This is a genomic window from Lawsonella clevelandensis (assembly GCF_003241315.1).
Taxonomy (GTDB): Bacteria; Actinomycetota; Actinomycetes; order Mycobacteriales; family Mycobacteriaceae; genus Lawsonella; species Lawsonella clevelandensis_A.
The window spans coordinates 1-23,639 of record NZ_QFOZ01000006.1 but is presented as its reverse complement, the minus strand read 5'-3'; the positions used below and the strand labels follow the sequence as shown (position 1 = coordinate 23,639).

Sequence of the window (23,639 nt, the reverse complement as noted above, 5' to 3'; positions counted from 1 at the left end):
TTACTCCACCAAGTCAGATAGGCAATAGGGGACAGCACCATCGTGCACAATAGCGAGTGCCTGGGTAGCCCGTGTCATAGCCACAAAAAGATCATTGAGGCCTTGCGGCGACGCTTCCACCATTCCAACTGGGTCTGCAATAATCACGTAATCGAATTCAAGTCCTTTAGCATCCTGCACTAGTGAGACTGCTGCATCTAGCACTGTTCTGTCTAGTATTGTTGTGTCCATTACTGCTTGCAGGTCACCCATAACGGCAGGGGAGACAAGAATACCGCAGGTTCGTTTTTCGCCAGGATGAAAGTTTTGCATGTGGTGAACAGTCTGTTGGAGCACCACTAGCCAAGTATTATCAGCGCGATCAATAAGTTCCACATCGTAAGCGGATCTGCGAATAGAGCGGGGCTGCTGTGCGGTAGGGTTAATCTCCGCTAGCACGCCACTGCTTGCCTCCATAATTTGGGCAGGTGTGCGGTAGTTAACGGACAGTGTGAAAGAGCGCCAACGGTTTTTCACATAGGGGGAGAGAGCATCCTCCCAACGTTCCACTCCTGCCGGATTAGATGTCTGTGCAGTATCGCCGACAATTGTCATCCAGCGGTTGGGGGAGCGGCGCATCACCATTCGCCACGCCATAGGGGAAAGCTCTTGTGCCTCATCAATAATGACGTGTCCGAATGCCCATTCGCGATCCTGTGCGGCACGTTCTGCTGTCGTCAGAAATTCTTGATGGGAATGGCGGTCAGCAAGATGATGCGCATCAATAATGTCGTAGGCAGCAAGAATTTCACTGTCTGATTCGTCCTCGAACTCCATAGATGCAGAGGCTTTGAGAATATCGAGAGCGTCCTGTGCGTCTTCCACCATCTGCTGCCAATTTTCACCTCCGGCGGTAGCTTTCCGCGGCCGTGGTGGACGGCCCAGCTGCTCGGCTGCTTCATCAAGTAGCGGCACATCGGGAACAGTAAACGGACTATCTTTGGCACGTAGAAGATAGTCCACATCGTCGTCTGACAATATAGTGTGGCTTGCTTCCTCTAGATGCCGGCGATCTGTTAGTAAACGTTCTACTACTTGTGGAGCGGTAAGGATAGGCCAATTGTCTTCTACAAGTGCTTGCACCTCAGGAGAATTCAAAAGATCTTCAGTAAGGTCAGCGTAATCAGATGCGGACAACAGGAGACCAGGACGATCCGGCTGCGTTGGATCAGTACCAATTTCCGCAGCATAGGCATTCACAATTTCTTCTACGAGCTTATCGTGGAAAATTTGGCGGGCACGATTATGCGGGCGACGGCTGGCACGTGCCCGTCCGCGGGCGCGTCGTGTCATTTGTGGAGTAACTGCGAATGGGGTGCCATCAACGCGAATGGTAACGGGCTCTGCTAAAACTGTCTGCCAGGCGCGGATAGCCTGCTTAATAATATCCACCATCAGCAGTGATCCCTTTATTTCCTGGGCTGGCAGGCTATCGTCAGCACGCGCAGTTATTCCCGGAAACATATCGCCCAATGTCATTAAAACAACGCCAGTTTCTCCCAGAGAAGGAAGAACATGGTTAATGTAGCGGAGGAAAGTATCATTCGGCCCAATAATGAGGACACCAGAGTGTTCCAGTACCGTGCGGAATGTGTAGAGAAGATAAGCTGCCCGATGCAGCGCAACTGCTGTTTTGCCAGTACCAGGTCCACCTTCTACGACAACAACGCCACGATGCTCACACCGGATGATTTCGTCTTGTTCGCGTTGGATAGTAGCAACGATATCTGTCATGTAGTCGCTACGAGGGGCGTTGAGGGCTTGCAGAAGAGCGGATTCAGAGGCCACTCCTTCAGTAGTGTTGTGCGGATCAGGATAGCCAGCGGGGGTTTCTCCATGGGTGAGAAATTCATCCGACAGGGAAGTCAGATTCTGTCCAAGTGAATGGATAGTGCGCCGCCGCCATACTCCTTCAGGGCGCGCCGTTGTCGCTAAATAATATGGGCGGGCTAGGGGAGCTCGCCAATCTACTAATACTGGTGTGCAGTCGTGGTGAGTATCTAGTAAACCCATCCGGCCGATGTAACGAGTAGCTTCCGCTTCCCCTTGAGAATTATCAATAGCGGCAGGCACGATATCAATACGCCCAAAACACAGTCCAGCCTGCGATTCATCAATGGCACGAATCTGTGACGTATAGAGAGCGTTATATGATTCCCGTTCACTCCTCGCTTGTGGAGTGCCACCCGACTGCGCCATAACAGACTGTAATTTCGCCACCGCTGCGGCACGTTCTGCCTCAGCTAGTTGATAGACTGCGGCTAAGTGCTGTTCTTCGGCTTCCCACGAATCGGGCAGGGGGAGAGGAACCGGCACGTAAACACTCCTAACAGAAAAATTAAGTAATGGGGTACACCATTATTCCAGAAATAGAATGATTTTCCCTCTACAGAACAATCATGTCAGGCTGTGTAATAGGGGCTGTGTGTGGGCTGTAAGCGAATACACCAGGGCTGCGGTTGACGATGTCATTACCATAAATAGAGAAACGTGAAGAAGGAGCATAGATGGCGGAGCGCCTGGTCGTGCGTGGTGCACGGGAGCATAATCTCAAGGGTGTTGACCTCGATTTACCTCGTGATGCTTTTATCTGTTTCACGGGGCTTTCTGGATCCGGGAAGTCATCGCTTGCTTTCGACACTATTTTCGCGGAGGGACAACGTCGCTATGTGGAATCGCTTTCTGCCTATGCACGGCAGTTCCTTGGGCAAATGGATAAGCCAGATGTAGAAATTATTGAGGGCTTGTCGCCGGCTGTTTCCATCGATCAAAAATCAACTAACCGTAATCCGCGATCCACAGTTGGAACCATTACCGAAATCTATGACTATTCCCGCTTACTTTATGCGCGTGCCGGTACTGCGCATTGTCCAGTATGCGGGGCAGTGATTTCTCGACAAACACCGCAGCAGATCGTGGATCAGATTCTTGCGTTACCGGAGCGAGAGAAGTTTCAAGTTCTTGCTCCGGTTGTACGAACTCGAAAAGGCGAGTTTCAGGATCTTTTCAGCCGACTACAGGGGGAGGGTTTTGCTCGTGTCCGGGTGGATGGTTCAGTCTATCCATTGAGTGATCCTCCTACTTTAAAGAAACAAGAGAAGCATGATATTGACGTTGTTGTCGATCGTCTTATGGTGAAGGCGTCGGCGAAGCAGCGTCTTACAGATTCTGTAGAAACAGCTCTGCAGCTTGCTGATGGCATTGTCGTTATCGAATGTGTTGATAGGTCGGAGGATGATCCGGATCGGGTGATGCGCTTTTCGGAAAAGATGGCGTGCCCGAATGGTCATCGTTTGGAAATTGATGAATTAGAGCCGCGTTCTTTTTCTTTTAACTCTCCCTATGGTGCGTGCCCAGATTGTGATGGGTTAGGGTCGCACATGAAACTCGATCCGGAGCTTATCGTCCAGGATGGGGATAAGAGCCTGGCTGAGGGGGCAGTTCTTCCATGGGCGTATGGCTCTAACCAAAGTTATTTCCAAAAGTTATTGAGTGGTTTGGCGGATGCCATGGGGTTTTCCATGGATACTCCGTGGGATAAGCTCACGGCTGCGCAACGTAAAGCCGTGCTTTATGGGTCATCTCATGAAGTACATGTGAGCTACAAGAATCGTTTTGGACGCCGCCGTAGTTACACAGCGCCTTTTGAAGGTGTTATTCCGTACATTAATCGTAAGGTGGAATACACAGAGTCGGAGAGTCTCAAAGAGCGCTATCAGTCATTCATGAGACCTGTTCCTTGTGAGACGTGCCATGGTCGTCGACTGCGTCCAGAAATTCTTGCTGTTACTTTGGCAACGGAGGATGGCCGCGAATTCAACATTTCAGAGATAACGGATCTTTCTATCTCTGACTGTTTGGAAGTAGTGAACCATCTTCGTCTTGGCACTCGGGAAGCTGCTATTGCCAAAAGTATTCTTAAGGAAGTACGTGCACGTCTGCAATTCCTTCTTGATGTCGGATTGAATTATTTAACGCTTTCTCGTCCAGCGGCTAGTTTGTCCGGCGGTGAGGCACAACGTATCCGGTTAGCAACACAAATTGGTTCGGGTTTAGCTGGTGTGCTGTATGTGCTTGATGAGCCCTCTATTGGTTTGCATCAGCGTGATAATCGTAAACTAATCGCTACTCTAAAACGCTTGCGGGACCTCGGAAATACTCTCATTGTGGTGGAGCACGATGAAGAGACTATGCAGGAGTCGGACTGGATTGTTGATATAGGTCCAGGAGCTGGTGAATTCGGTGGGGAAGTTATCTATTCAGGTTCTTATGATGGCCTTTTGAAGGTAGAGAATTCCCTTACTGGCGCGTATCTTTCCGGTCGTCGTTCAATAGCCGTTCCGGCAGTACGTCGTCCGGTAGATTCAGAGCGTGTTTTGAAAGTTGTGGATGCGCGGGAGAATAATCTTCAGCATATTGATGTGGAGTTTCCATTAGGTGTATTTACTTGTGTCACAGGTGTTTCTGGGTCTGGTAAATCTACATTAGTCAATGATATTTTGGCGACTTCATTGGCAAATGACCTCAACCGTGCACGGCAGGTTCCAGGTTCTCACAAGCGAATTGAAGGGCTGGAGTATCTCGATAAACTCGTGCAGGTAGATCAGTCTCCTATTGGACGGACGCCGCGTTCGAATCCCGCTACATACACTGGTGTTTTCGATAAGATCCGGAATCTTTTTGCGGCTACTCCTGATGCAAAGATGCGTGGATACAAGGCTGGTCGCTTCTCCTTCAATGTGAAGGGAGGCCGGTGCGAGGCTTGTCATGGTGACGGAACAATCAAGATTGAGATGAACTTCCTTCCGGACGTCTATGTTCCCTGCGAAGTGTGCCATGGGCAGCGCTACAACCGAGAAACTCTAGAAGTGCGGTACAAGGGTAAGAACATTGCCGAAGTACTCGATATGCCTATTGTGGAGGCGGCAGAGTTTTTTAAACCCATCACTAGTATTCATCGTTATTTACAGACACTAGTTGATGTGGGACTTGGCTATGTTCGCCTAGGACAACCTGCAACCACTCTTTCTGGTGGTGAGGCACAACGCGTCAAATTAGCTACTGAACTGCAGAAACGTTCCACGGGTAGAACGGTGTACATCTTGGATGAGCCAACTACTGGTCTACATTTTGAAGATGTCCGCAAGCTTCTTGAGGTTCTTAATGGACTGGTAGACAAAGGGAATACCGTTATCGTTATTGAACACAATCTCGATGTCATTAAGTCGGCAGATTGGGTTATTGATCTTGGTCCGGAGGGTGGCTCTGGAGGCGGTCGTGTGGTTGCGGCTGGCACTCCAGAAGATGTTGCTCGTGTTCCGGAATCCTTTACAGGGCAGTTTCTTGCGGAGATATTCGCGAAGTAACTGTAGAGGTGTTCCTCTGGGGTGACTTGGTAATCTTCGGTCTTTCCAGTAGGATTACTAGCAAGACCGTCTGAAATAGTACTTCAGAAGACTATTCCAGAAGTAAGTGGAGTTCCATCCCACCAGTCGACGTTAGGTTTAATCCTAATTGTTTCCTGGTTCGTTAGGTTTCCTAGGCGTACTGTTTGGTGCGTAGCGGAATAATGACGTTCGATGGACCCTGCGGGTAAAGAAACCGCAGGGTTTTTTCGTGGGCTTATGGGGCGATCACTTCGGTCAGCAGAATCCGACACTATTGAGGAGTCCCCATCAGCAATCAAGACGCCCGCATCAATGAGCGAATCCGTGTTCCCGAAGTCCGTCTCGTAGGCCCCAATGGGGAGCAGGTGGGCATTGTTCGTGTGGAACAGGCTCTCAAGCTGGCGTACGAAGCTGACCTTGACCTAGTTGAGGTTGCTCCCAATGCTCGCCCGCCGGTGTGCAAGATCATGGACTACGGCAAGTTCAAATACGAGGCTGCGCAAAAAGCACGTGAGGCTCGTAAGAACCAGCAGCAGACTGTGGTTAAAGAGCAGAAGCTTCGTCCCAAAATTGACGACCACGACTATGAGACCAAGAAAGGAAACGTTATTCGTTTCCTTAACAAAGGGTCCAAAGTCAAAGTGACCATTATGTTCCGTGGACGTGAGCAGTCACGTCCGGAGCTCGGCTACCGTCTGCTTGAACGTCTCGCTAATGACGTTGAAGAGTACGGTTTTGTTGAGTCTCGTCCTAAACAAGATGGCCGCAATATGACAATGGTTATTGCTCCCCACCGCGGGAAAAAGACTCGTCAGTCGGCTGGAGAACACTAACTCGTCCGTTAGTCTCCCGCCCAAGGATCCCCCGATCAGCCCTGATCACGAAAAGAACTGAGGAATAATGCCTAAGCAGAAGACCCATAAGGGAACCGCTAAGCGCTTCAAGAAGACTGGTAGCGGTAAGCTCACCCGGGAAATGGCCAACAAGCGCCACCTCCTAGAGCACAAGTCTTCCCGCCGTACTCGTCGTCTTTCCGGCACGACTGACGTCGCCACTGCAGACGTAAAGCGCGTGAAGCGTCTCCTCGGCTAGATCAATAAAACTAGCCGACAACTTTTAAGACTTTTACCCCCTAACAATCGACAGGATGACATCGTGGCACGAGTAAAGCGGGCAGTAAACGCCCAAAAGAAGCGTCGCACTGTACTAGAAGGTGCCTCTGGCTACCGCGGTCAGCGCTCTCGCCTCTACCGTAAGGCCAAGGAGCAGACCCTCCATTCAATGACATACTCCTACCGGGACCGTCGTGCCCGTAAGGGAGACTTCCGCAAGCTGTGGATTGCACGTATTAATGCTGCTGCTCGCCAGAATGACATGACCTATAACCGCTTCATGCAGGGTCTTCGTCTTGCTGGTATCGATCTGGATCGTAAGGTCCTCGCAGAAATTGCAGTTTCCGATCCTGCTGCCTTCACCGCTCTTGTGGATGCCGCTCGTAAGGCACTGCCGGAGGACGTCAACGCCCCCGCAGCCCAGTAGCAGTTAGGCTAACTGTGGCACATCACACTTCTGAACGACCCGTGGAGATCTTCACTGAACGAACTCCACGGGTCGTTTCTGCAGCTAAACTTCATCGTCCCGCACAACGTCGAAAAACAGGACAATTCCTTGCAGAAGGTTGGAATGCGGTCTCTGAAGCAATCCGCTACGGCGAAGTGGTGGACATATATGTTACTGAGGAAGCAGCAGAACGCTATTCCAGCACAATAACGAGCGCACTCGATCGACAACTACATGTGCACTACATCAGTCCGAAAGCAGATAAATTGCTGACGGATACGGTAACGCCTCCGGGTATTTATGCTGTTTGCTCTTCTGCTGTTACACGTCTTGCAGATGAACTAGACAGCAATCCTCATCCGCAGCTTGTCCTCGTCGGTATTGACACTAATGATCCAGGTAATGCGGGAACGATGATCCGTATTGCCGATGCATTCGGTGCAGATCTTGTTGTTTTTGCCGGGCATTCAGTGGACCCGGAAAATACCAAATGTGTGCGTTCTTCCGCTGGCAGTATTTATCACCTGCCAGTGTGTCGCGAAAGCGATACAGAAATTGCCTTAACCGCTTTACAAGGTTGCGGCGTGCAACTTCTCGCTACTGCTATGGATGGGGAAGTGAATCTTAATCATGCTGCTGATTTGTTGTCTCTCCCCACTGCGTGGCTAATGGGAAGTGAAGCACATGGTCTTGATCCAGCTGCTGCCGCGCAGGCAGATCACACTGTTTCTATCCCTATTTGGGGCCATGCGGAGAGTCTTAATCTGGCATCAGCTACTTCCATCTGCCTTTATTCATCGGCAGTTGCACAACAAGAGTGAATGCAGCAAGAGTGAATCTAGCCAGTCATGCATTACGCTAGAGGCTTGAAAGATATTTATTCCAAGGAGAATTATGACGCAGGAAAACCAGTCCGCAGATCTGAGTGAAGAAACACTCAACAGTTATGCTGAAGCCGCTGTGGCTGCGTTTACCGCCGCGACTAACTTGGAAGAACTTGCTGCCGCTAGATCTACATATTTGGGTGAAAAATCTCCGCTCGCTTTAGCTCGCCGCGCACTTGGTACCATCGCCAAAGAAAAGCGTAAAGAAGCTGGTCGTGTCGTTAACATAGCGCGTGGTAAAGCAGAGAAGTGCTATGGGGTGCGTAAAGCTAGGCTGGAAGAGGAACATGCTGCGCAGCTTCTTGTTGCTGAAACTATTGATGTTTCGCAGCCTTCTACGCGGCAACCACTTGGGGCACAACATCCCATTACGATGATTGCAGAGCAGATCTCTGACATTCTCATTGCTATGGGATGGGAAATTGCGGATGGTCCTGAGGTGGAGAGTGAACAATTCAACTTTGATATGTTGAATTTCCTTCCAGATCACCCTGCCCGCACTATGCAGGATACTTTCCATATCGCTCCGGAAGACTCACGGATGGTGTTGCGGACGCATACTTCTCCGGTGCAGGTTCGTACTTTATTGTCTCGTGAATTGCCTATATACATCGGTTGCCCGGGACGTACATTCCGCACTGATGAACTAGACGCCACTCATACTCCCGTCTTCCACCAAATTGAAGGACTAGCAGTCGATAAAGGCCTCACAATGGCCGATTTACGGGGTGTCCTTGACCATCTCGCAAAAGCACTCTTTGGACCAGACACAAGAACTCGCATGCGTGCTAACTATTTCCCCTTTACTGAACCCAGCGCTGAGGTGGATGTATGGTTCCCCGATAAGAAGGGTGGAGCCGGATGGGTTGAATGGGGCGGCTGCGGCATGGTGAACCCGAATATTCTCTTAGCTGCCGGTATTGATCCAGAAGAATATTCTGGTTTCGCATTCGGGATGGGCTTAGAGCGTACCTTGCAATTCCGCAATGGTATTTCCGATATGCGGGACATGGTGGAAGGCGATATTCGCTTTACCCTTCCTTTCGGTATTCGCTCGTAAAATTACTTAGTTTCCTTATAAGACTTCACTTCACTCGCTTTTCGATCGCAAGGATGTGCCGTGTTCGTTCCACAAAGTTGGCTCACTGATACTCTCGACAAGTGCAACCCGGGATGGTCTGTTAGCACCGCAGACCTCGATGCTGGATTCGTCAAAGTCGGTTTTGAAATTGAAGGCGTCCCGCATCCCCTTCCTACTATTACAGGACCGCTGGTAGTAGGCCAGGTTATGGAGATTGAGGAGCTGGAAGGTTTCAAGAAACCCATTCGTTTCTGCCACGTTGACGTGGGTAACGAGAACGGTGAGCTACAGGAAATTATTTGTGGCGCACGTAATTTCAAACTCCATGATCTTGTTATTGTGGCGCTTCCCGGCGCTGTCCTACCAGGTGGATTCGAAATCAGCGCACGCAAAACCTACAGTCACATGTCTTGCGGCATGATGTGTTCCGCAACTGAGTTAGGTATTGAGCAGGACCATTCCGGCATCATCACATTGCGTCCTGGAACTGCTGAACCGGGGAGTAGTGCTTATCCACTGCTTAATTTGGATGATGCGGTTTTTGAAGTCAACATCACTCCAGACCGTGGTTACGCTCTGTCTTTACGAGGGCTCTCTCGTGAGATTGCTATTTCTTTCGGGCTTCAGTACCAAGAAATCGCAGTCGAAAAAGATCTGGGGAACAAGGGTGAGGCCTGGCCTGTCACTATTGAACCAGAGACAGGAACGCAGCGTTTCGTGGCTCGGCGGGTAACGGGCATTGATCCGCAGGCAGTGACCCCGTGGTGGATGCAGCGTCGTCTTCTTCTTGCGGGAGTACGGCCCATCAGTCCGGCAGTCGATGTCACTAATTACGTCATGTTGGAGCTCGGACAACCGCTGCATGCCTATGACATTGCTAAGCTGCAGGGCGATATTACTGTACGGTGTGCTCATGAGGGGGAGAAGCTCACCACACTAGATGGTGTGGAGCGCGAACTTTCGTCAGAAGATGTCGTTATTGCCGATGGATCCGGCCCTGTCGGATTGGCGGGCGTCATGGGAGGAGCCGCCACAGAAGTAGGTAACACCACAACGGATGTTCTCTTTGAAGCAGCGAATTTCGACTCACTGCACATATTCCGTACTGGGCGCCGCCACAAACTGAGTTCTGAAGCATCTCGCCGTTTTGAACGTAAAGTTGATCCAGCAGTGTGCCGTGCAGCAGCTGATCGTGCAGCCACCTTGCTAGTAGAAATTGCGGGTGGCACAGTAGAGCCTTTGCTCACTGATGCGGGTGAAGTGCCGTCAGTGGCTCCTATTCTCTTCCCCGCTCATCGGCCTAGTGACGTTGCTGGTGTGGATTATCCGGAGGGTACTGCCCGACGGCGTCTGGAACAGATAGGATGTCAAGTGGACAACGCTCCCGGTGAGGAAGGTGTGCTTACTGTTACTCCTCCAACCTGGCGTCCTGATCTGCAGATGCGGGCTGATCTTGTCGAAGAAGTTCTTCGTTTAGAGGGCTTAGAGCAGATCCCAGTGCGTCTACCGCAGGCACCGTCAGGTCATGGTCTTACACCGGAGCAGCGTCGTCGCCGAATGGTTAATAAAGCTATGGCTTACGCTGGCTACGTAGAAATTCTGCCTACCCCGTTCATGTCCAACACAGTGTTTGACGAGTGGGGTTTGCCGAATGATGATCCGCGTCGTCGTGTCACAAAAGTACTTAATCCGCTAGATTCTGACTACGGATGTTTAGCAACAACACTGCTGCCAGAAATGTTCGATGTGGTGAAGCGTAATGTTGCGCGTGGGCAACATGATCTTGGTCTTTATGGAGTGGAAGAAGTGTGCCTTCCCGATGAGACCACTAAACCCATGGCTATGCTGTCAACGGATAAACGTCCTTCCGATGCGGAAATTGTAGCCCTTCAGTCGGCTTTGCCGAAGCAGCCTATGCATGTGGCAGCTGTTCTTACTGGTTTACGGGATCAAACTGGTCCGTGGGGTAAAGGGCGTCCGGCAGATGTCTGGGACATTATTGAAGCAGTTCGTCAGGTGGGCCGTGCAGTAGGTGCAGAATTCCGTTTTGAGAAGGCGGAGCTATTGCCATGGCATCCGGGTCGTTGTGCTGCTGTTTACCTGGGTGACGAGTGTGTTGGCTATGCTGGTGAGATTCATCCGCAAATACTGGATAAGTGTGGTTTACCTGCACGTATGTGCGCAATGGAAGTGAATGTTTCCGCCTTGCCTACCGAATATAAGGGACAGTCTCCAGTTGTGTCGCCTTATCCGCCGGTCTATCAAGATGTGGCGCTTGTTGTGGCTAAAGATGTGCCGCAGGCTGATATTGTTGCAGCTCTTTATGAAGGTGGCGGAGATTTGTTAGAGAGCGTTAAGTTGTTTGACATATACGAGTCTGAACAACTTGGTGACGATAAACGCTCGCTTGCTTTTGCATTGAGTTTCCGGTCGACGGAGCGGACTCTTACTGAAGAAGAAGCTTCTGCCGCTCGCGATGCTGCTGTTGCAGTTGCTGCTGAGCGTTTTGGTGCTGAACTGCGTTCTCTCTAAGAGTTTTCCCTCAGTGCTTTCTCTGTGTTTTCTCTTGAGATATTTTTATTGCGGTAGAGAGGGCCGACAGTGGAATTTAATGGAATGATGTGTGCATGACCTTTATTCCCCGAGAAATTCCTCGTGTTCTTTCTATTGCTGGTACTGACCCCACTGGTGGCGCTGGTCTGCAGGCCGATCTTAAATCTATTGCGGCAGCTGGTGGCTATGGTATGGGTGTAGTGACAGCATTAGTGGCTCAGAATACGTGTGGTGTTCGTTCTGTTCACACTCCTCCGCTGAGCTTTTTGCAGGAACAGCTTGATGCTGTAGCAGATGATGTTGTTATCGATGCTGTCAAGATTGGCATGTTGGGGGATACAGCTATTACTCATGCTGTTAGTGAGTGGCTTCAGCAGGTAAAACCTCCTGTTATTGTGTTGGATCCCGTGATGGTGGCTACCAGTGGAGATAGGCTTCTCACAACTGATGCAGAGGTTGCTATGCGGGAGCTTGTCACTGCTGTTGGGGAGATAGCTGAGCTATCTGTTATTACTCCCAATGTGCCAGAGTTGGCTGTATTAGTAGGGGAGGAACAGGCCTCTTCTCTGTCAGCGGCAGTGCACCAGGGTGAACGTGTTGTGGCTATGACACGGGCTGCGGTGCTGGTAAAAGGCGGTCATCTTAAAAGCGAAACGATGACGGATACTCTTCTCCAGCGTGATACAGAGGCTGCTGTTTTTACGCATCCGCATATCGATACGAAGAATACGCATGGCACGGGGTGTTCTCTTTCGTCTGGTTTAGCGGTGCGTATTGCCCAGTCAGGGGATGTGGTGCGTGCTGCGCAGTTAACGACAGACTGGTTGTATGGTGCCATACTTCATTCAGATTTATTAGAGGTCGGTAAGGGACATGGTCCTGTTTTTCATGGTTGGGAAACGAGCCCTAGCTGTCTGTAGTCACTCTGTGGTCGCTGTTTATGCCTATTTTTGAGTATTAGGTGCGTTGTATGCGTGCTTTGGCAGAACGATAAATATGCATTATTTCTTGCATAATCTTGCACGATGATGAATAATCAAAGAATGAGCATAACAGTTGCAATTGCTGGAGCTACGGGATACGCAGGCTCTGAGATTCTCCGTCTTCTTCTTACCCATCCTGCTTACCAGAATGGCGAGCTTGTTATTGGAGCACTGTGTGCTAATAGCAATGCTGGTCAGAAAGTAGGAGAGTTCCATCCCCATCTTGCTCCGTTAGCCGACCGCATTTTTGCAGAAACGTCGATAGATACGTTAAGTGGTCATGACGTTGTCTTTATGGCTTTGCCGCATGGTCATTCCGGACCGCTTGCTAAAGATCTTGCCGAGGCGGCAAAATCTCGCGGGGAACAAGCTCCCATTGTTATCGATTGTGCTGCAGATTTTCGACTCCGCGATGATAAGGCGTGGGAAAAGTGGTATCAGTGTGCCTATCAGGGGGCATGGACGTATGGCCTACCAGAACTTCCTGGGCATAGGGACGCTATTTCTCATGCTCGTACTGTTGCGGTGCCGGGTTGTTTTCCCACTGGCGCCACTCTAGCCCTTTATCCAGCGGTACAAGCTGGGATTACCGCTGGAGATCTTTCCGTCGTGTCATTCTCGGGTACTTCTGGTGCTGGTAAAGGTGCCAAGGTCGCTAATCTGCATGCTGAAGTGTGTGGTTCTGCCAAGGCTTATAACGTTGCTGGTCGGCATCGGCACACACCCGAAATTTTGCAAAATATGCAGGAACTTACTGAGCAGGACATAACAGTCAGTTTTACTCCAGTTCTCGCACCCATGACACGCGGTATTCTCACGACTGCTTTTGCTACCACTACTAGTAGCCCCGAAGCAGTGCAGCAGCTTTATGAAGAGGCATACCGTAATGAGCCTTTTGTACAGGTACTGCCATATGGACAGCAGCCGCAGTCGAAATCGGTCATAGGATCCAATAATGTGCAAATTGCTGTAGATGTAGATACTGCAGCTAAACGCCTCGTCATTACCGCAGTGATTGATAATCTGGTGAAGGGTACCGCCGGGGCCGCAGTTCAATGCATGAACCTTATGTTAGGTTGGCCAGAAACTAGTGGCCTTTACACTGTTGGCCTTGCACCCTAACACTTTTGTTTTTTAGAGAAGGACAAGTAATTATGACCATCACTCGCACAGCTGGAGTAACAGCGGCGCAAGGTTTTCGAGCGGCTGGTGTTGCTGCAGGTGTTAAAAAGCATGGCGGTCTTGATATGGCCCTCATTGTTAACGATGGACCGCATCTTACAGCGGCGGGTGTTTTTACATCCAACCGTTTTAAGGCAGCACCTGTGCTGTGGTCGCAGGAAGTTTTGAAAAGTGGGGAATTACGTGCTGTCATTCTTAACTCTGGGGGAGCGAATGCTTGTACTGGTACAGCTGGTGTAGAAGATGCTAAAGAAGAGGCTATTCATCTAGCTCGCCAGCTTGCTGCCGCGGGTGTTTCTATTAATGCCGGGCAAATAGCTATTTGTTCAACGGGTGTCATTGGCGACCGGCTGCCCATGAAAGCTATTCGTAGTGGTATTGAGGCGCTACCGGAACTTCTGGGAGATTCGGCAGAAAAAGGGCTGGAAGCCGCAACAGCCATTATGACCACCGATACAGTTGCTAAACGCAGTGAATATGCTTCTGCCAAAGGTTGGAAAGTCGGTGGAATGGTCAAGGGTGCTGGCATGATTGCCCCCAGTTTGGCTACTATGCTGTGCGTTATCACTACGGATGCCATTGTTAATCAGATGGATCTGGAGTCTGCTTTACGTTTTTCTACCTCTCGTACTTTTGATCGTCTTGATGTTGACGGGTCTACATCAACTAATGACACTGTCATCGTTATGGCAAATGGGGCTAGTGGAGTCGTTGCGGATCAGACGGAACTAACAAAAGCAATTTTTGCTGTTTGTGATGATCTTGCAGATCAAATGATGAGTGATGCAGAAGGTGTTACTAAACGCTGCATTGTTACCGTCTCTGGTGCGAAAACTGAGGATGATGCTCTTACTGCGGCACGCGTTGTAGCCCGCGACAATCTAGTAAAAACAGCACTGTTCGGGGAAGACCCGAACTGGGGTCGTGTGGTAGCTACATTGGGTGTTGCACCTGTCCCCATGGATATTCTCAAAGTAACCGTTGCGTTCAACGGCAAAAAGGTTTTTGCACGTGGTGGGGGTTTGCCGGATGCACGAGATATTGACATGTCTGGTGACCGTATCAATGTTGATATTGATCTCGGTGTGGGGCGAGAGACGGCCAGCATACGGACAACAGATCTTTCACACGCTTATGTAGAGATCAATTCTGCCTATACCACGTAATGAATAATCAGAATTTATCGTTTCTACCACACAGCACAGTAAACAGTACAGTAAGAGGTTCCGAAGGCATTATGGATACTGAGGCCGATCAGGACGCGATTGAACAATCGCTGCATATCCCTACGTTGACACCGCAACAACGTGCCGCTGTCTATACGGAGGCATTGCCGTGGATTCAGCAGTTTGCTGGCAAGATCATCGTCATTAAATATGGTGGTAACGCTATGGTGGATGATCGTCTTAAAGCGGCATTCGCCAAGGATATGGTTATGCTACGGGCCTGTGGCGCCTATCCGGTTGTCGTACACGGAGGCGGGCCACAGATTAACTCCATGCTTTCTCGACTAGGGATAGAAGGGGAATTTCGCGGTGGCTTCCGTGTGACCACTGAGGAAGTTCTCGACGTCGTACGAATGGTGTTGTTTGGCAAAGTTGGCCGTGAACTTGTGGGGCTCATCAATAATTTTGGAGCTTACGCGGTGGGTATTTCCGGGGAGGACGCACAGTTATTGACGGCTCGTAAACGTACTGTCATGGTCGAGGGAGTTCCCACAGACATCGGTCTAGTTGGTGATATCACTGAGGTGAATCCCAACGCTATCTATGACCTTATTAACGCTGGTCGTATTCCCGTTGTCACTACCATTGCGCCTGATCCTGATGGGCAAGTATTTAACGTCAATGCTGACACAGCTTCTGCTGCATTGGCAGTGTCGTTAGGTGCTGAAAAGCTCGTCATGCTGACAGATGTTGATGGTTTTTACACGGATTGGCCGAATAAGGACAGTTTAGTAACGCGCATTGATACAAAGACGCTGCGTAGTCTTCTTCCATCTCTGGAATCTGGCATGGTTCCTAAAATGGAGGCCTGCTTACGTGCAGTGGAGGGAGGAGTTCCCGCTGCGCATGTTATTGATGGCCGCATCGGACACTCTGTTCTGTTGGAGCTTTTTACCGAAGGTGGCATTGGAACTATGGTCACTCCTCCTGCGTCTGACGTGTAATCCATCTCCTTGAGTAATCATTGAGCAATATTTACTAGCTGTATTAGGAAGAACTTATGTCTACTGTTTCTCAGCTTTCACCTCTCCAGCAGGGGTGGAAAAACACCATGATGAATGCGTATGGAACACCGGCGTTGGGCTTGGTGCGTGGTGAAGGCTGCGTTGTCGAAGATGAGAATGGGAAAGAGTATCTCGATCTCTTATCTGGCATTGCGGTGAATAGTTTGGGGCACCAGCATCCAGCCATTATTGAGGCTGTGACGCAGCAGCTTCATACGCTTGGTCATACCTCGAATTTTTTCGTTCATCAGCCGGAAGTACAGCTTGCGGAACGTCTCGTGGAGGCGTTTAAGAGTGATCAGCCTACTCGTGTTTTCTTCTGTAACTCAGGTGCAGAGGCAAACGAAATAGCGTTTAAACTATCGAGGCTTACTGGACGTCGGCGCATTCTTACTCATTTAGATGGCTTTCATGGCCGTACTATGGGGTCCCTTGCGCTTACTGGGCAGGAGAAGAAACGTGCCCCGTTTGAACCCATGCCACCGGGAGTGGAGTATTTCCCTTTCAACGATTTTGATGCTTTACAACAGCTAGTGGAGAAAGACCCACATAATACTGCTGCCGTGATGATCGAGCCGATCATGGGCGAAGCTGGAGTCATGGTTCCAGATGCAGATTATCTTGCGAAGATCCGCGAGTTAACGCAGCGTTATGGGATCCTCATGATCTGTGATGAAGTACAGACAGGCGTTGGGCGGACTGGTGATATGTTCTGTTCCCGTGCACAGGGAGTTATTCCAGACGTTGTCACTCTTGCTAAAGGGTTAGCAGGTGGTTTCCCTATTGGCGCAGTTTTAGCTACTGGTCGTGCTGCAGATTTCTTCCAGCCGGGATCACACGGTACTACTTTTGGTGGTAATCCCTACTCCTGTGCTGCTGCGAATGCTGTTCTTGACACTATTGAGTCTGCGCATCTCTATGAACATGTGCGTGCTATGGGAGAGCGTTTCCGGGGTGGCCTCGCTGACATTCACCATTCGCTTATCAGAGAGATCCGTGGACGTGGCCTTCTGATCGGCATTGAGCTTACTGAGGCTGTTGGACCCTACGTAGAACAAACTGCCCGCGAAGCTGGTTTTATTATCAATGCTGCCCGTCCGCAGGTACTTCGTATCGCTCCACCGCTGGTTATCAGCGCAGAGCAGATTGATGCTGCAGTTGCGGCATTGCCTGGAATTTTAGAATCAGCGCAAACCCTCTACACAGCCCGTTGCCAGGCTTGTAAATAACCTATTCCTCGTTACTGACCGTTTTTATCTGCTAATCAAGGAGAACTACTGCATGTTGCGCCATTTTCTTCGCGATGATGATCTCACTCCCGCGGAGCAGCTCGAAGTCCTCGAACTTGCTGACGCATTAAAAAAAGATCCCTATTCAAGCCATATGCTTGCAGGGCCACAGTCTGCTGCTATTCTCTTCGACAAAACTTCTACACGTACCCGTTTTTCTTTTGATACTGGGGTGGCCCAGTTGGGCGGCAATCCCATTGTGGTAGAAGCTGGCGTTACACAAATAGGTAAAGGCGAAACTATCGCCGATACCGCCCGCGTGTTTTCTCGCTTTGTGTCGCTTATTGTGTGGCGAACTTATGGGCAGGATCGGGTAGAGGATATGGCTGCGTCTGCTAGTGTGCCAGTCATTAACGCTCTTACTGACGATTGGCATCCTTGCCAGATACTTGCTGATCTGCAGACAATCCGTGAAAACTTCGGTAAAACGGAGGGGCTCACTCTCACCTATGTTGGTGATGGTGCTAATAATATGGCGAATTCTCTTCTTGTCGGTGGTCTTACAGCGGGAATGAATGTTCGTATTGGTGCTCCGGAGGGATTCACTCCTGGGGAGGATATTCTTGCTGCTGCCCGTCAGAGAGCGGAGCTTACTGGTACAGAATTCCTTATTACGAATGATCCTGTGGAAGCTGTTGCTGGAACTAACGTGGTTTACACCGATACGTGGGTGTCCATGGGGCAGGAAAATGATGGGCTCGATAGGGAAGGGCCGTTCCGTCCATTCCAAGTTAACGATGAGCTCATGGCGCACGCTGATAAGGACGCAATTTTCTTGCATTGTCTGCCGGCTTACCGTGGTAAAGAAGTGACCAATTCTGTTATTGAGGGTCCGCAGTCGCGAGTCTTTGATGAAGCTGAAAACCGGCTTCATGCACAGAAGGCCATTATGGTGTGGTTATTGGAGAAGCTTAATGACTGACGCATCTGTTGTCTCTACTAAAAATACTTTGGCAGGTACTCGAGCAGGTCGGCAGTCTCGCATTGTCAGTCTGCTGGTGGAACACCAAGTACATAGTCAACCACAACTGCTTGAGCTGCTGGCGGCGGAAGGTATTGTCGTCACACAGGCAACATTGTCAAGGGATCTTGATGAACTCGGGGCAGTGAAATTGCGTGCGGCAGACGGAGGGCAGGGGATCTATGTTGTTCCCGAAGATGGAAGCCCCGTTAAAGGTGTAGAGGGCGGTACTGCCCGTTTGTCGAAGCTTCTCAGTGAGTTACTTGTTTCAGCTGAGGCATGTCAAACAATGGTTGTTTTGCGAACACCTCCCGGCGCTGCTCATTACCTTGCCTCTGCGTTAGATAGAGCGAATCTTCCTGCTGTTGCCGGGTGTATTGCCGGTGATGACACAATTTTTGTGCAGACGCGAGCTCCTTTTGATGGGGTGCAGGTTGCTGCGAATTTCGCCCAGCTTATTGGAGAATCCGCGCAGTAGTTAGTTTCTACACTAAAGTTTCTGCACTCTTTTATAACTACAGATCAATGACTTTTTAGTCGATAATGGGAAGTGGACGTTTCGGCGTTCACCAAGGAAAGGAAATATTCATGCCAAAGCGTGTTGTACTGGCGTATTCCGGTGGTTTGGACACCTCTGTTGCTATTAGTTGGATTGGTCATGAGACGGGTGCTGACGTTGTCGCCGTTTCTATTGACCTAGGCCAGGGTGGAGAGGATATGGATACTGTCCGCCAGCGCGCTCTCGGCTGTGGTGCCGTAGAAGCTGTCGTGGTGGATGCCCGTGACGAATTTGCCGATGATTTTTGTCTGCCGGCTATTAAAGCTAACGCTTTGTATCAGAACCAGTACCCCTTGGTTTCCGCGCTTTCTCGTCCCCTCATTGTGAAGCATCTTGCTGCTGCTGCGAAAGAATTTGGTGCTGACGCTATTGCGCACGGCTGCACGGGCAAAGGCAACGATCAGGTTCGTTTTGAGGTAGGCTTCAACGCACTTGTCCCAGATGCAGAGGTTATCGCTCCTGTCCGTGACTATGCCTGGACTCGTGAAAAAGCTATTTCCTTTGCGGAGGAACACGGACTCCCGATTAACGTTACGAAGAAGTCTCCTTTCTCCATCGACCAGAATGTTTTTGGCCGTGCAGTCGAAACTGGTTATTTGGAAGACCTGTGGAATGCCCCCACGAAGGATGTTTATTGCTACACCGAGGATCCTAGCGTGAACTGGGCTGCTCCGGATGAGGTCATTATTTCCTTCAAGGAAGGCAAGCCGGTCGCTCTTGATGGTCGCCAGATGTCTTTGCTGGAGATTATTGAGGAACTCAATCGTCGTGCAGGCGCCCAGGGCATTGGCCGGATTGACATGGTGGAAGATCGCCTTGTCGGTATTAAATCCCGTGAGATTTATGAAGCTCCTGGCGCAGTAACCCTGATTCGTGCCCACCGCGAAATGGAAAACATCTGCATGGAGCGTGAACTCACTCGCTTCAAGAACCGTATTGAAGATCGCTGGACTGAGCTGGTATATGACGGTCTCTGGTACAGTCCGCTGAAGGATTCCCTAGACGCCTTCATTGCGGAATCTCAGAAGCACGTAACCGGTGATATTCGTCTTGTCATGCATGGCGGCAATATCAACGTGAACGGTCGTCGTTCTGATGAATCCCTCTACGACTTTAACCTGGCAACGTATGACGAGGGTGACTCGTTTGATCAGTCTCTTGCTAAAGGCTTCGTGCAATTGCATGGTCTTTCCAGCAAGATCAACTCCAAGCGTGATCAGCGTCTGTCCAACTAAAAATCTGTCTCTACTTTCTTGATAAGGATCTCCATGAGTTCTTCCCCCCGCCACGAGACTAATAAGGGATCTTTGTGGGGAGGGCGTTTCGCTGATGAACCTGCACAAGCGATGGCTCTTCTCTCTAAATCCACTCAATTCGACTGGGTATTGGCCCCCTATGATATTCGTGCGTCGAAAGCACATGCGCGAGTACTCAATCGGGCGAATCTTCTGTCTGATGAAGATCTGGCCACTATGCTGGCGGGGCTTGATCAGCTCGCTGCGGATGTGTCCTCTGGGGTTTTTCAACCTGCGGAAGATGATGAGGATGTTCATGGAGCACTCGAGCGAGGTCTTATCGAGAGAGTAGGACCCCAGGTGGGGGGACGGCTACGCGCTGGCCGTTCTCGAAATGACCAGGTTGCCACCCTCTTCCGCATGTGGGTGCGTGATGCACTTCGTCGTGTGGGGGTAGAAGTTTTAGGCCTGGCTGATGCTCTTGTGGCGCAGGCGGATGCCCACATGGGCGTCATTATGCCGGGTAAGACTCATTTCCAGGCTGCACAGCCAGTGCTTCTTTCCCATCAGTTGCTGGCTCATGTGCATCCGCTTTTGCGGGATATTGACCGTCTTAAAGACTTAGATCGGCGTACCGCTATTTCCCCTTACGGTGGTGGTGCTTTAGCTGGTTCCACCCTGGATCTTGATCCTGAAGCAATTGCGGCTGAGCTGGGTTTTGCCGATGCCGCGGATAATTCTCTAGACGGTACTGCCGCTCGTGATTTCGTATCGGAGTTTGCCTACGTATTGGCGCAGATTGCCGTTGATGTTTCTCGTTTGGCTGAGGAAATCATTGCCTGGTCAACCCCCGAGTTTGAGTATGTCACGTTAGCAGATGCATGGTCTACCGGTAGCTCGATTATGCCGCAGAAGAAGAATCCTGATGTGGCAGAGCTAGCACGTGGTAAAGCCGGGCGTCTCATCGGCAATTTGTCTGGTTTGATGGCCACATTCAAAGCTCTTCCGCTCGCCTATGATCGTGATCTGCAGGAAGATAAAGAGCCTGTTTTTGATTCCGTCGCACAGTTGGAGATGACGCTACCTGCTATGGCAGGTTTGGTGCGGACTCTTGTCTTCCACGAAGATCGCATGCGTGAGCTTGCCCCACGTGGCTTTACACTTGCTACCGATATTGCGGAGTGGATGGTAAAACAAGGCGTACCGTTCCGTCAGGCGCATGAAGCTGCCGGTGGCTGCGTCCAGATTGCAGAGCAACGTGGGGTAGAGTTAGCTGATCTTACTGATGCGGAGTTTGCTTCTGTTGATCCTGCATTAACTCCAGAAGTGCGGTCTGTTCTCACTATCGAAGGATCGGTGGCATCACGGAAGACTCGTGGTGGTACTGCAGAACCTCGGGTACGGGAGCAGCTTGAGCGCGTGAAGAACATCATCGCTAGTGATATCGAGTTTGTTCAGTCGAGCACTATTCCCGCTGAGTAACTGATCTATAAAGTGTTTGCAGACTGAAAGAAATACTATGGCTACTGAAATTGATCCGGATTTGCTCCGTATTCTCGCCTGCCCAGAGGATAAGGGGAGTGTGCTCTATGTGCCCGGAGAGTGCATCTATAATCCGCGTTTGCATAAGGCGTATCCCATTCGGAAGGGTATACCTGTCATGTTGATGAGTGAAGCGACCGAAGTTTCAGATTCTGAACACGAACGTATTATGGGAATCGCTATCGATCCTCGTGCCTAGAGAATACACGAGTGTCGTATCCTGCCCACCACTATAAGGAGAAGCCAGTAATGGAGAACATCATTGATGAACTAATGTGGCGCGGACTGATTCAACAGTCCACCGACATCGACGAGATGCGTGCCGCTATCAACGATGGGCCTATTACTCTTTATTGTGGTTTTGATCCGACGGGGCCTAGCTTGCATGCTGGCCATCTCATTCCTTTGTTGCTCCTTCGTCGTTTCCAGAAGGCCGGTCATCGTCCAATTGTGTTGGCTGGTGGGGCTACTGGCCTTATCGGAGATCCTCGCGAAGTAGGCGAGCGAGTTATGAACTCGGAAGATACTGTTGCCGATTGGGCTGAGCGTATCAAGGGGCAACTGGAGCGGTTTGTCACGTTTGATGACTCCGCAACTGGTGCAATTGTAGAAAACAATATGCATTGGGTAGGGGAGATGTCTGCTATCGACTTTCTTCGGGGACTTGGTAAGAATTTCTCGCTTAACACCATGTTGTCTAGAGAGACGGTAAAGCGGCGTCTGGAAACTGATGGTATTTCGTACACTGAGTTTTCTTACATGATTCTGCAGGCAAATGATTTTGCTGAGTTGAATCGTCGTTATGGGTGTACACTGCAGGTAGGTGGCTCCGACCAGTGGGGCAATATCGTGGCTGGGATTGATCTCAACCGTCGCGTTAATAATTCCAAAGTGCACGGTATTACGGTTCCGTTGGTTACGAGCTCTGACGGTAAAAAGTTCGGTAAGTCTACTGGTGGCGGTTCACTCTGGCTAGATCCAGAGATGACGAGCCCGTATAAGTGGTATCAGTACTTCCTCAATACCAATGATGCGGATGTTATTAAGTATCTGCGTTGGTTCACGTTCCTTACGAAGGAGGAATTAGACGAACTTGCTGCGGAAGTGGAGTCGAACCCTGGTGCACGGCAGGCGCAGCGTCGTCTTGCTGATGAGATGACAACGCTTGTGCATGGCGAAGATGTTACTGCGGCAGTGAAAGCGGCAAGTGCTGCACTCTTTGGTAAAGGAGATCTGCGGGCGTTAGATGCCAATACGTTGGGGGCGGCACTGCAAGAAGCCGGTTCTATTGAGATTAATAAAGATATGAATCCGACAATTATTGATCTCATGGTCGAGACAGGCTTGTGTAAATCTAAGGGTGAAGCGCGCCGAACTCTGAAAGAGGGCGGTTGTTCCGTTAACAATGAGCGTATTACTGATGAGGCATGGATTCCTGCAGGTGCCGATTTGCTACCGGGGAATTGGTTGCTAGTACGTCGAGGTAAGAAGAATATGCGCGGAGTGCATATTAACTAAGTTCATGAGCTGTATTAGGAAACCCATCCAGCATTGCCTGGGTGGGTTTCTTTGTATTTGATGGAAGGTCTCAATTGAGAAAAGAAGAGAATTATTTATCTATACAAATATATTCTTTATATATTAGAGATAATCTCTATATTTATCGTTAAAAGTGGTATAAAATCGAATATATTACATATCTAATGAATATAGTATACGGATACTATGTATACAGTTTTAATACTTAGTATTTATATAGTTTGTTATTTCTTACTCTGTAAAACACGTGAAAATACCGTTTTAACAGGCGATTTGCTAAAGCTTACGGGGATGCGTAATCTTTAACAGGTCAGCGAGACGCGGACATCGACCCACCGAGGTAATCGGAATGGTGAACGAGGTTGGACGCGGGCTGATTCTTGCGGATACCTTTCCGTCTCGTACGAATCACCTCCACGGTGAAATGCGAAAATTGCGGTTCAGGATTTGACACTGATTCTGCTGAGGGGTAACTTAGAGAAGCGCTTTCCGCAGGAAGCACATGCTTTTGGTGGAGAGTGGGCATGTTGTTTGAGAACTCAACAGTGTATTGATTTTATTGAATGCCAATTTTTTCTGCACCTGACCCCCGTTGGGTGTGGATGTTTGTTTTCG

19 protein-coding genes are annotated in these 23,639 nt (G+C 50.0%); 18 read left to right on the top strand and 1 reads right to left on the bottom strand.

What is annotated here, in order from left to right:
* Complete coding sequence (locus DI579_RS05035; protein WP_290599039.1) at window positions 1-2,355, bottom strand: ATP-binding domain-containing protein; 2,355 nt, start codon at window positions 2,353-2,355, stop codon at window positions 1-3.
* Between the two features lie 191 nt (window positions 2,356-2,546).
* On the opposite strand from DI579_RS05035, the gene uvrA reads away from it, so the two are divergent.
* The 18 genes from uvrA to tyrS all read left to right on the top strand — a co-directional run bounded on the left by uvrA (window position 2,547) and on the right by tyrS (window position 23,003).
* The gene (uvrA, locus tag DI579_RS05030; protein WP_303678825.1) at window positions 2,547-5,405 is read left to right on the top strand and encodes an excinuclease ABC subunit UvrA; all 2,859 of its coding nucleotides are present in this window, start codon (window positions 2,547-2,549) and stop codon (window positions 5,403-5,405) included.
* A gap of 308 nt (window positions 5,406-5,713) precedes the next feature.
* Complete coding sequence (infC, locus tag DI579_RS05025; RefSeq protein ID WP_290599061.1) at window positions 5,714-6,259, top strand: translation initiation factor IF-3; 546 nt, start codon at window positions 5,714-5,716, stop codon at window positions 6,257-6,259.
* A gap of 67 nt (window positions 6,260-6,326) precedes the next feature.
* Window positions 6,327-6,518 (top strand): 50S ribosomal protein L35, encoded by a 192-nt coding sequence (gene rpmI, locus DI579_RS05020; protein ID WP_290599037.1) that lies wholly within the window; start codon window positions 6,327-6,329, stop codon window positions 6,516-6,518.
* Window positions 6,519-6,581: 63 nt separating this feature from the next.
* Window positions 6,582-6,965 (top strand): 50S ribosomal protein L20, encoded by a 384-nt coding sequence (gene rplT, locus DI579_RS05015; RefSeq protein WP_290599035.1) that lies wholly within the window; start codon window positions 6,582-6,584, stop codon window positions 6,963-6,965.
* Between the two features lie 41 nt (window positions 6,966-7,006).
* A complete protein-coding gene (locus DI579_RS05010; protein ID WP_290599059.1) occupies window positions 7,007-7,807 on the top strand; it encodes an RNA methyltransferase in 801 nt (266 codons plus the stop codon).
* Between the two features lie 73 nt (window positions 7,808-7,880).
* Complete coding sequence (pheS, locus tag DI579_RS05005) at window positions 7,881-8,930, top strand: phenylalanine--tRNA ligase subunit alpha (protein ID WP_303678823.1); 1,050 nt, start codon at window positions 7,881-7,883, stop codon at window positions 8,928-8,930.
* 60 nt (window positions 8,931-8,990) lie between these two features.
* Window positions 8,991-11,483 (top strand): phenylalanine--tRNA ligase subunit beta, encoded by a 2,493-nt coding sequence (pheT, locus tag DI579_RS05000; RefSeq protein ID WP_303678822.1) that lies wholly within the window; start codon window positions 8,991-8,993, stop codon window positions 11,481-11,483.
* Between the two features lie 95 nt (window positions 11,484-11,578).
* Entirely contained in the window at window positions 11,579-12,424 is an 846-nt protein-coding gene (gene thiD / locus DI579_RS04995) for a bifunctional hydroxymethylpyrimidine kinase/phosphomethylpyrimidine kinase (RefSeq protein ID WP_290599031.1), read from the top strand.
* 123 nt (window positions 12,425-12,547) lie between these two features.
* Window positions 12,548-13,609, top strand: coding sequence for an N-acetyl-gamma-glutamyl-phosphate reductase (gene argC / locus DI579_RS04990; RefSeq protein WP_303678821.1), 1,062 nt, complete (start codon window positions 12,548-12,550; stop codon window positions 13,607-13,609).
* Between the two features lie 32 nt (window positions 13,610-13,641).
* The gene (gene argJ / locus DI579_RS04985; RefSeq protein ID WP_303678820.1) at window positions 13,642-14,835 is read left to right on the top strand and encodes a bifunctional glutamate N-acetyltransferase/amino-acid acetyltransferase ArgJ; all 1,194 of its coding nucleotides are present in this window, start codon (window positions 13,642-13,644) and stop codon (window positions 14,833-14,835) included.
* Between the two features lie 71 nt (window positions 14,836-14,906).
* Window positions 14,907-15,839, top strand: coding sequence for an acetylglutamate kinase (argB, locus tag DI579_RS04980; protein ID WP_290599027.1), 933 nt, complete (start codon window positions 14,907-14,909; stop codon window positions 15,837-15,839).
* 56 nt (window positions 15,840-15,895) lie between these two features.
* Window positions 15,896-17,128: an acetylornithine transaminase gene (locus DI579_RS04975; RefSeq protein ID WP_290599026.1), complete on the top strand. Its 1,233-nt coding sequence runs from the start codon at window positions 15,896-15,898 to the stop codon at window positions 17,126-17,128.
* Window positions 17,129-17,180: 52 nt separating this feature from the next.
* Window positions 17,181-18,110, top strand: a complete 930-nt coding sequence (gene argF / locus DI579_RS04970; RefSeq protein WP_290599025.1) for an ornithine carbamoyltransferase — start codon at window positions 17,181-17,183, stop codon at window positions 18,108-18,110.
* Window positions 18,103-18,627: an arginine repressor gene (locus tag DI579_RS04965; protein ID WP_290599023.1), complete on the top strand. Its 525-nt coding sequence runs from the start codon at window positions 18,103-18,105 to the stop codon at window positions 18,625-18,627. The genes argF and DI579_RS04965 overlap by 8 nt, the downstream gene beginning before the upstream one ends.
* A gap of 110 nt (window positions 18,628-18,737) precedes the next feature.
* Window positions 18,738-19,943, top strand: a complete 1,206-nt coding sequence (locus DI579_RS04960) for an argininosuccinate synthase (protein ID WP_290599022.1) — start codon at window positions 18,738-18,740, stop codon at window positions 19,941-19,943.
* Between the two features lie 33 nt (window positions 19,944-19,976).
* A complete protein-coding gene (gene argH / locus DI579_RS04955; RefSeq protein WP_290599021.1) occupies window positions 19,977-21,425 on the top strand; it encodes an argininosuccinate lyase in 1,449 nt (482 codons plus the stop codon).
* 37 nt (window positions 21,426-21,462) lie between these two features.
* Entirely contained in the window at window positions 21,463-21,684 is a 222-nt protein-coding gene (locus DI579_RS04950) for a Trm112 family protein (RefSeq protein WP_290599019.1), read from the top strand.
* A 50-nt stretch (window positions 21,685-21,734) separates the two neighbouring features.
* Window positions 21,735-23,003, top strand: a complete 1,269-nt coding sequence (gene tyrS, locus DI579_RS04945) for a tyrosine--tRNA ligase (protein WP_290599017.1) — start codon at window positions 21,735-21,737, stop codon at window positions 23,001-23,003.
* Window positions 23,004-23,639 lie beyond the last annotated feature (636 nt).

What these genes read in the sequence shown, in the direction of transcription:
- uvrA (WP_303678825.1), top strand. Translation starts at nt 2,547, where the DNA reads ATGGCGGAGCGCCTGGTCGTGCGTGGTGCACGGGAGCATAATCTCAAG.
- rpmI (WP_290599037.1), top strand. Translation starts at nt 6,327, where the DNA reads ATGCCTAAGCAGAAGACCCATAAGGGAACCGCTAAGCGCTTCAAGAAG.
- pheS (WP_303678823.1), top strand. Translation starts at nt 7,881, where the DNA reads ATGACGCAGGAAAACCAGTCCGCAGATCTGAGTGAAGAAACACTCAAC.
- thiD (WP_290599031.1), top strand. Translation starts at nt 11,579, where the DNA reads ATGACCTTTATTCCCCGAGAAATTCCTCGTGTTCTTTCTATTGCTGGT.
- argC (WP_303678821.1), top strand. Translation starts at nt 12,548, where the DNA reads ATGAGCATAACAGTTGCAATTGCTGGAGCTACGGGATACGCAGGCTCT.
- argJ (WP_303678820.1), top strand. Translation starts at nt 13,642, where the DNA reads ATGACCATCACTCGCACAGCTGGAGTAACAGCGGCGCAAGGTTTTCGA.
- argB (WP_290599027.1), top strand. Translation starts at nt 14,907, where the DNA reads ATGGATACTGAGGCCGATCAGGACGCGATTGAACAATCGCTGCATATC.
- DI579_RS04975 (WP_290599026.1), top strand. Translation starts at nt 15,896, where the DNA reads ATGTCTACTGTTTCTCAGCTTTCACCTCTCCAGCAGGGGTGGAAAAAC.
- argF (WP_290599025.1), top strand. Translation starts at nt 17,181, where the DNA reads ATGTTGCGCCATTTTCTTCGCGATGATGATCTCACTCCCGCGGAGCAG.
- DI579_RS04965 (WP_290599023.1), top strand. Translation starts at nt 18,103, where the DNA reads ATGACTGACGCATCTGTTGTCTCTACTAAAAATACTTTGGCAGGTACT.
- DI579_RS04960 (WP_290599022.1), top strand. Translation starts at nt 18,738, where the DNA reads ATGCCAAAGCGTGTTGTACTGGCGTATTCCGGTGGTTTGGACACCTCT.
- argH (WP_290599021.1), top strand. Translation starts at nt 19,977, where the DNA reads ATGAGTTCTTCCCCCCGCCACGAGACTAATAAGGGATCTTTGTGGGGA.
- DI579_RS04950 (WP_290599019.1), top strand. Translation starts at nt 21,463, where the DNA reads ATGGCTACTGAAATTGATCCGGATTTGCTCCGTATTCTCGCCTGCCCA.
- tyrS (WP_290599017.1), top strand. Translation starts at nt 21,735, where the DNA reads ATGGAGAACATCATTGATGAACTAATGTGGCGCGGACTGATTCAACAG.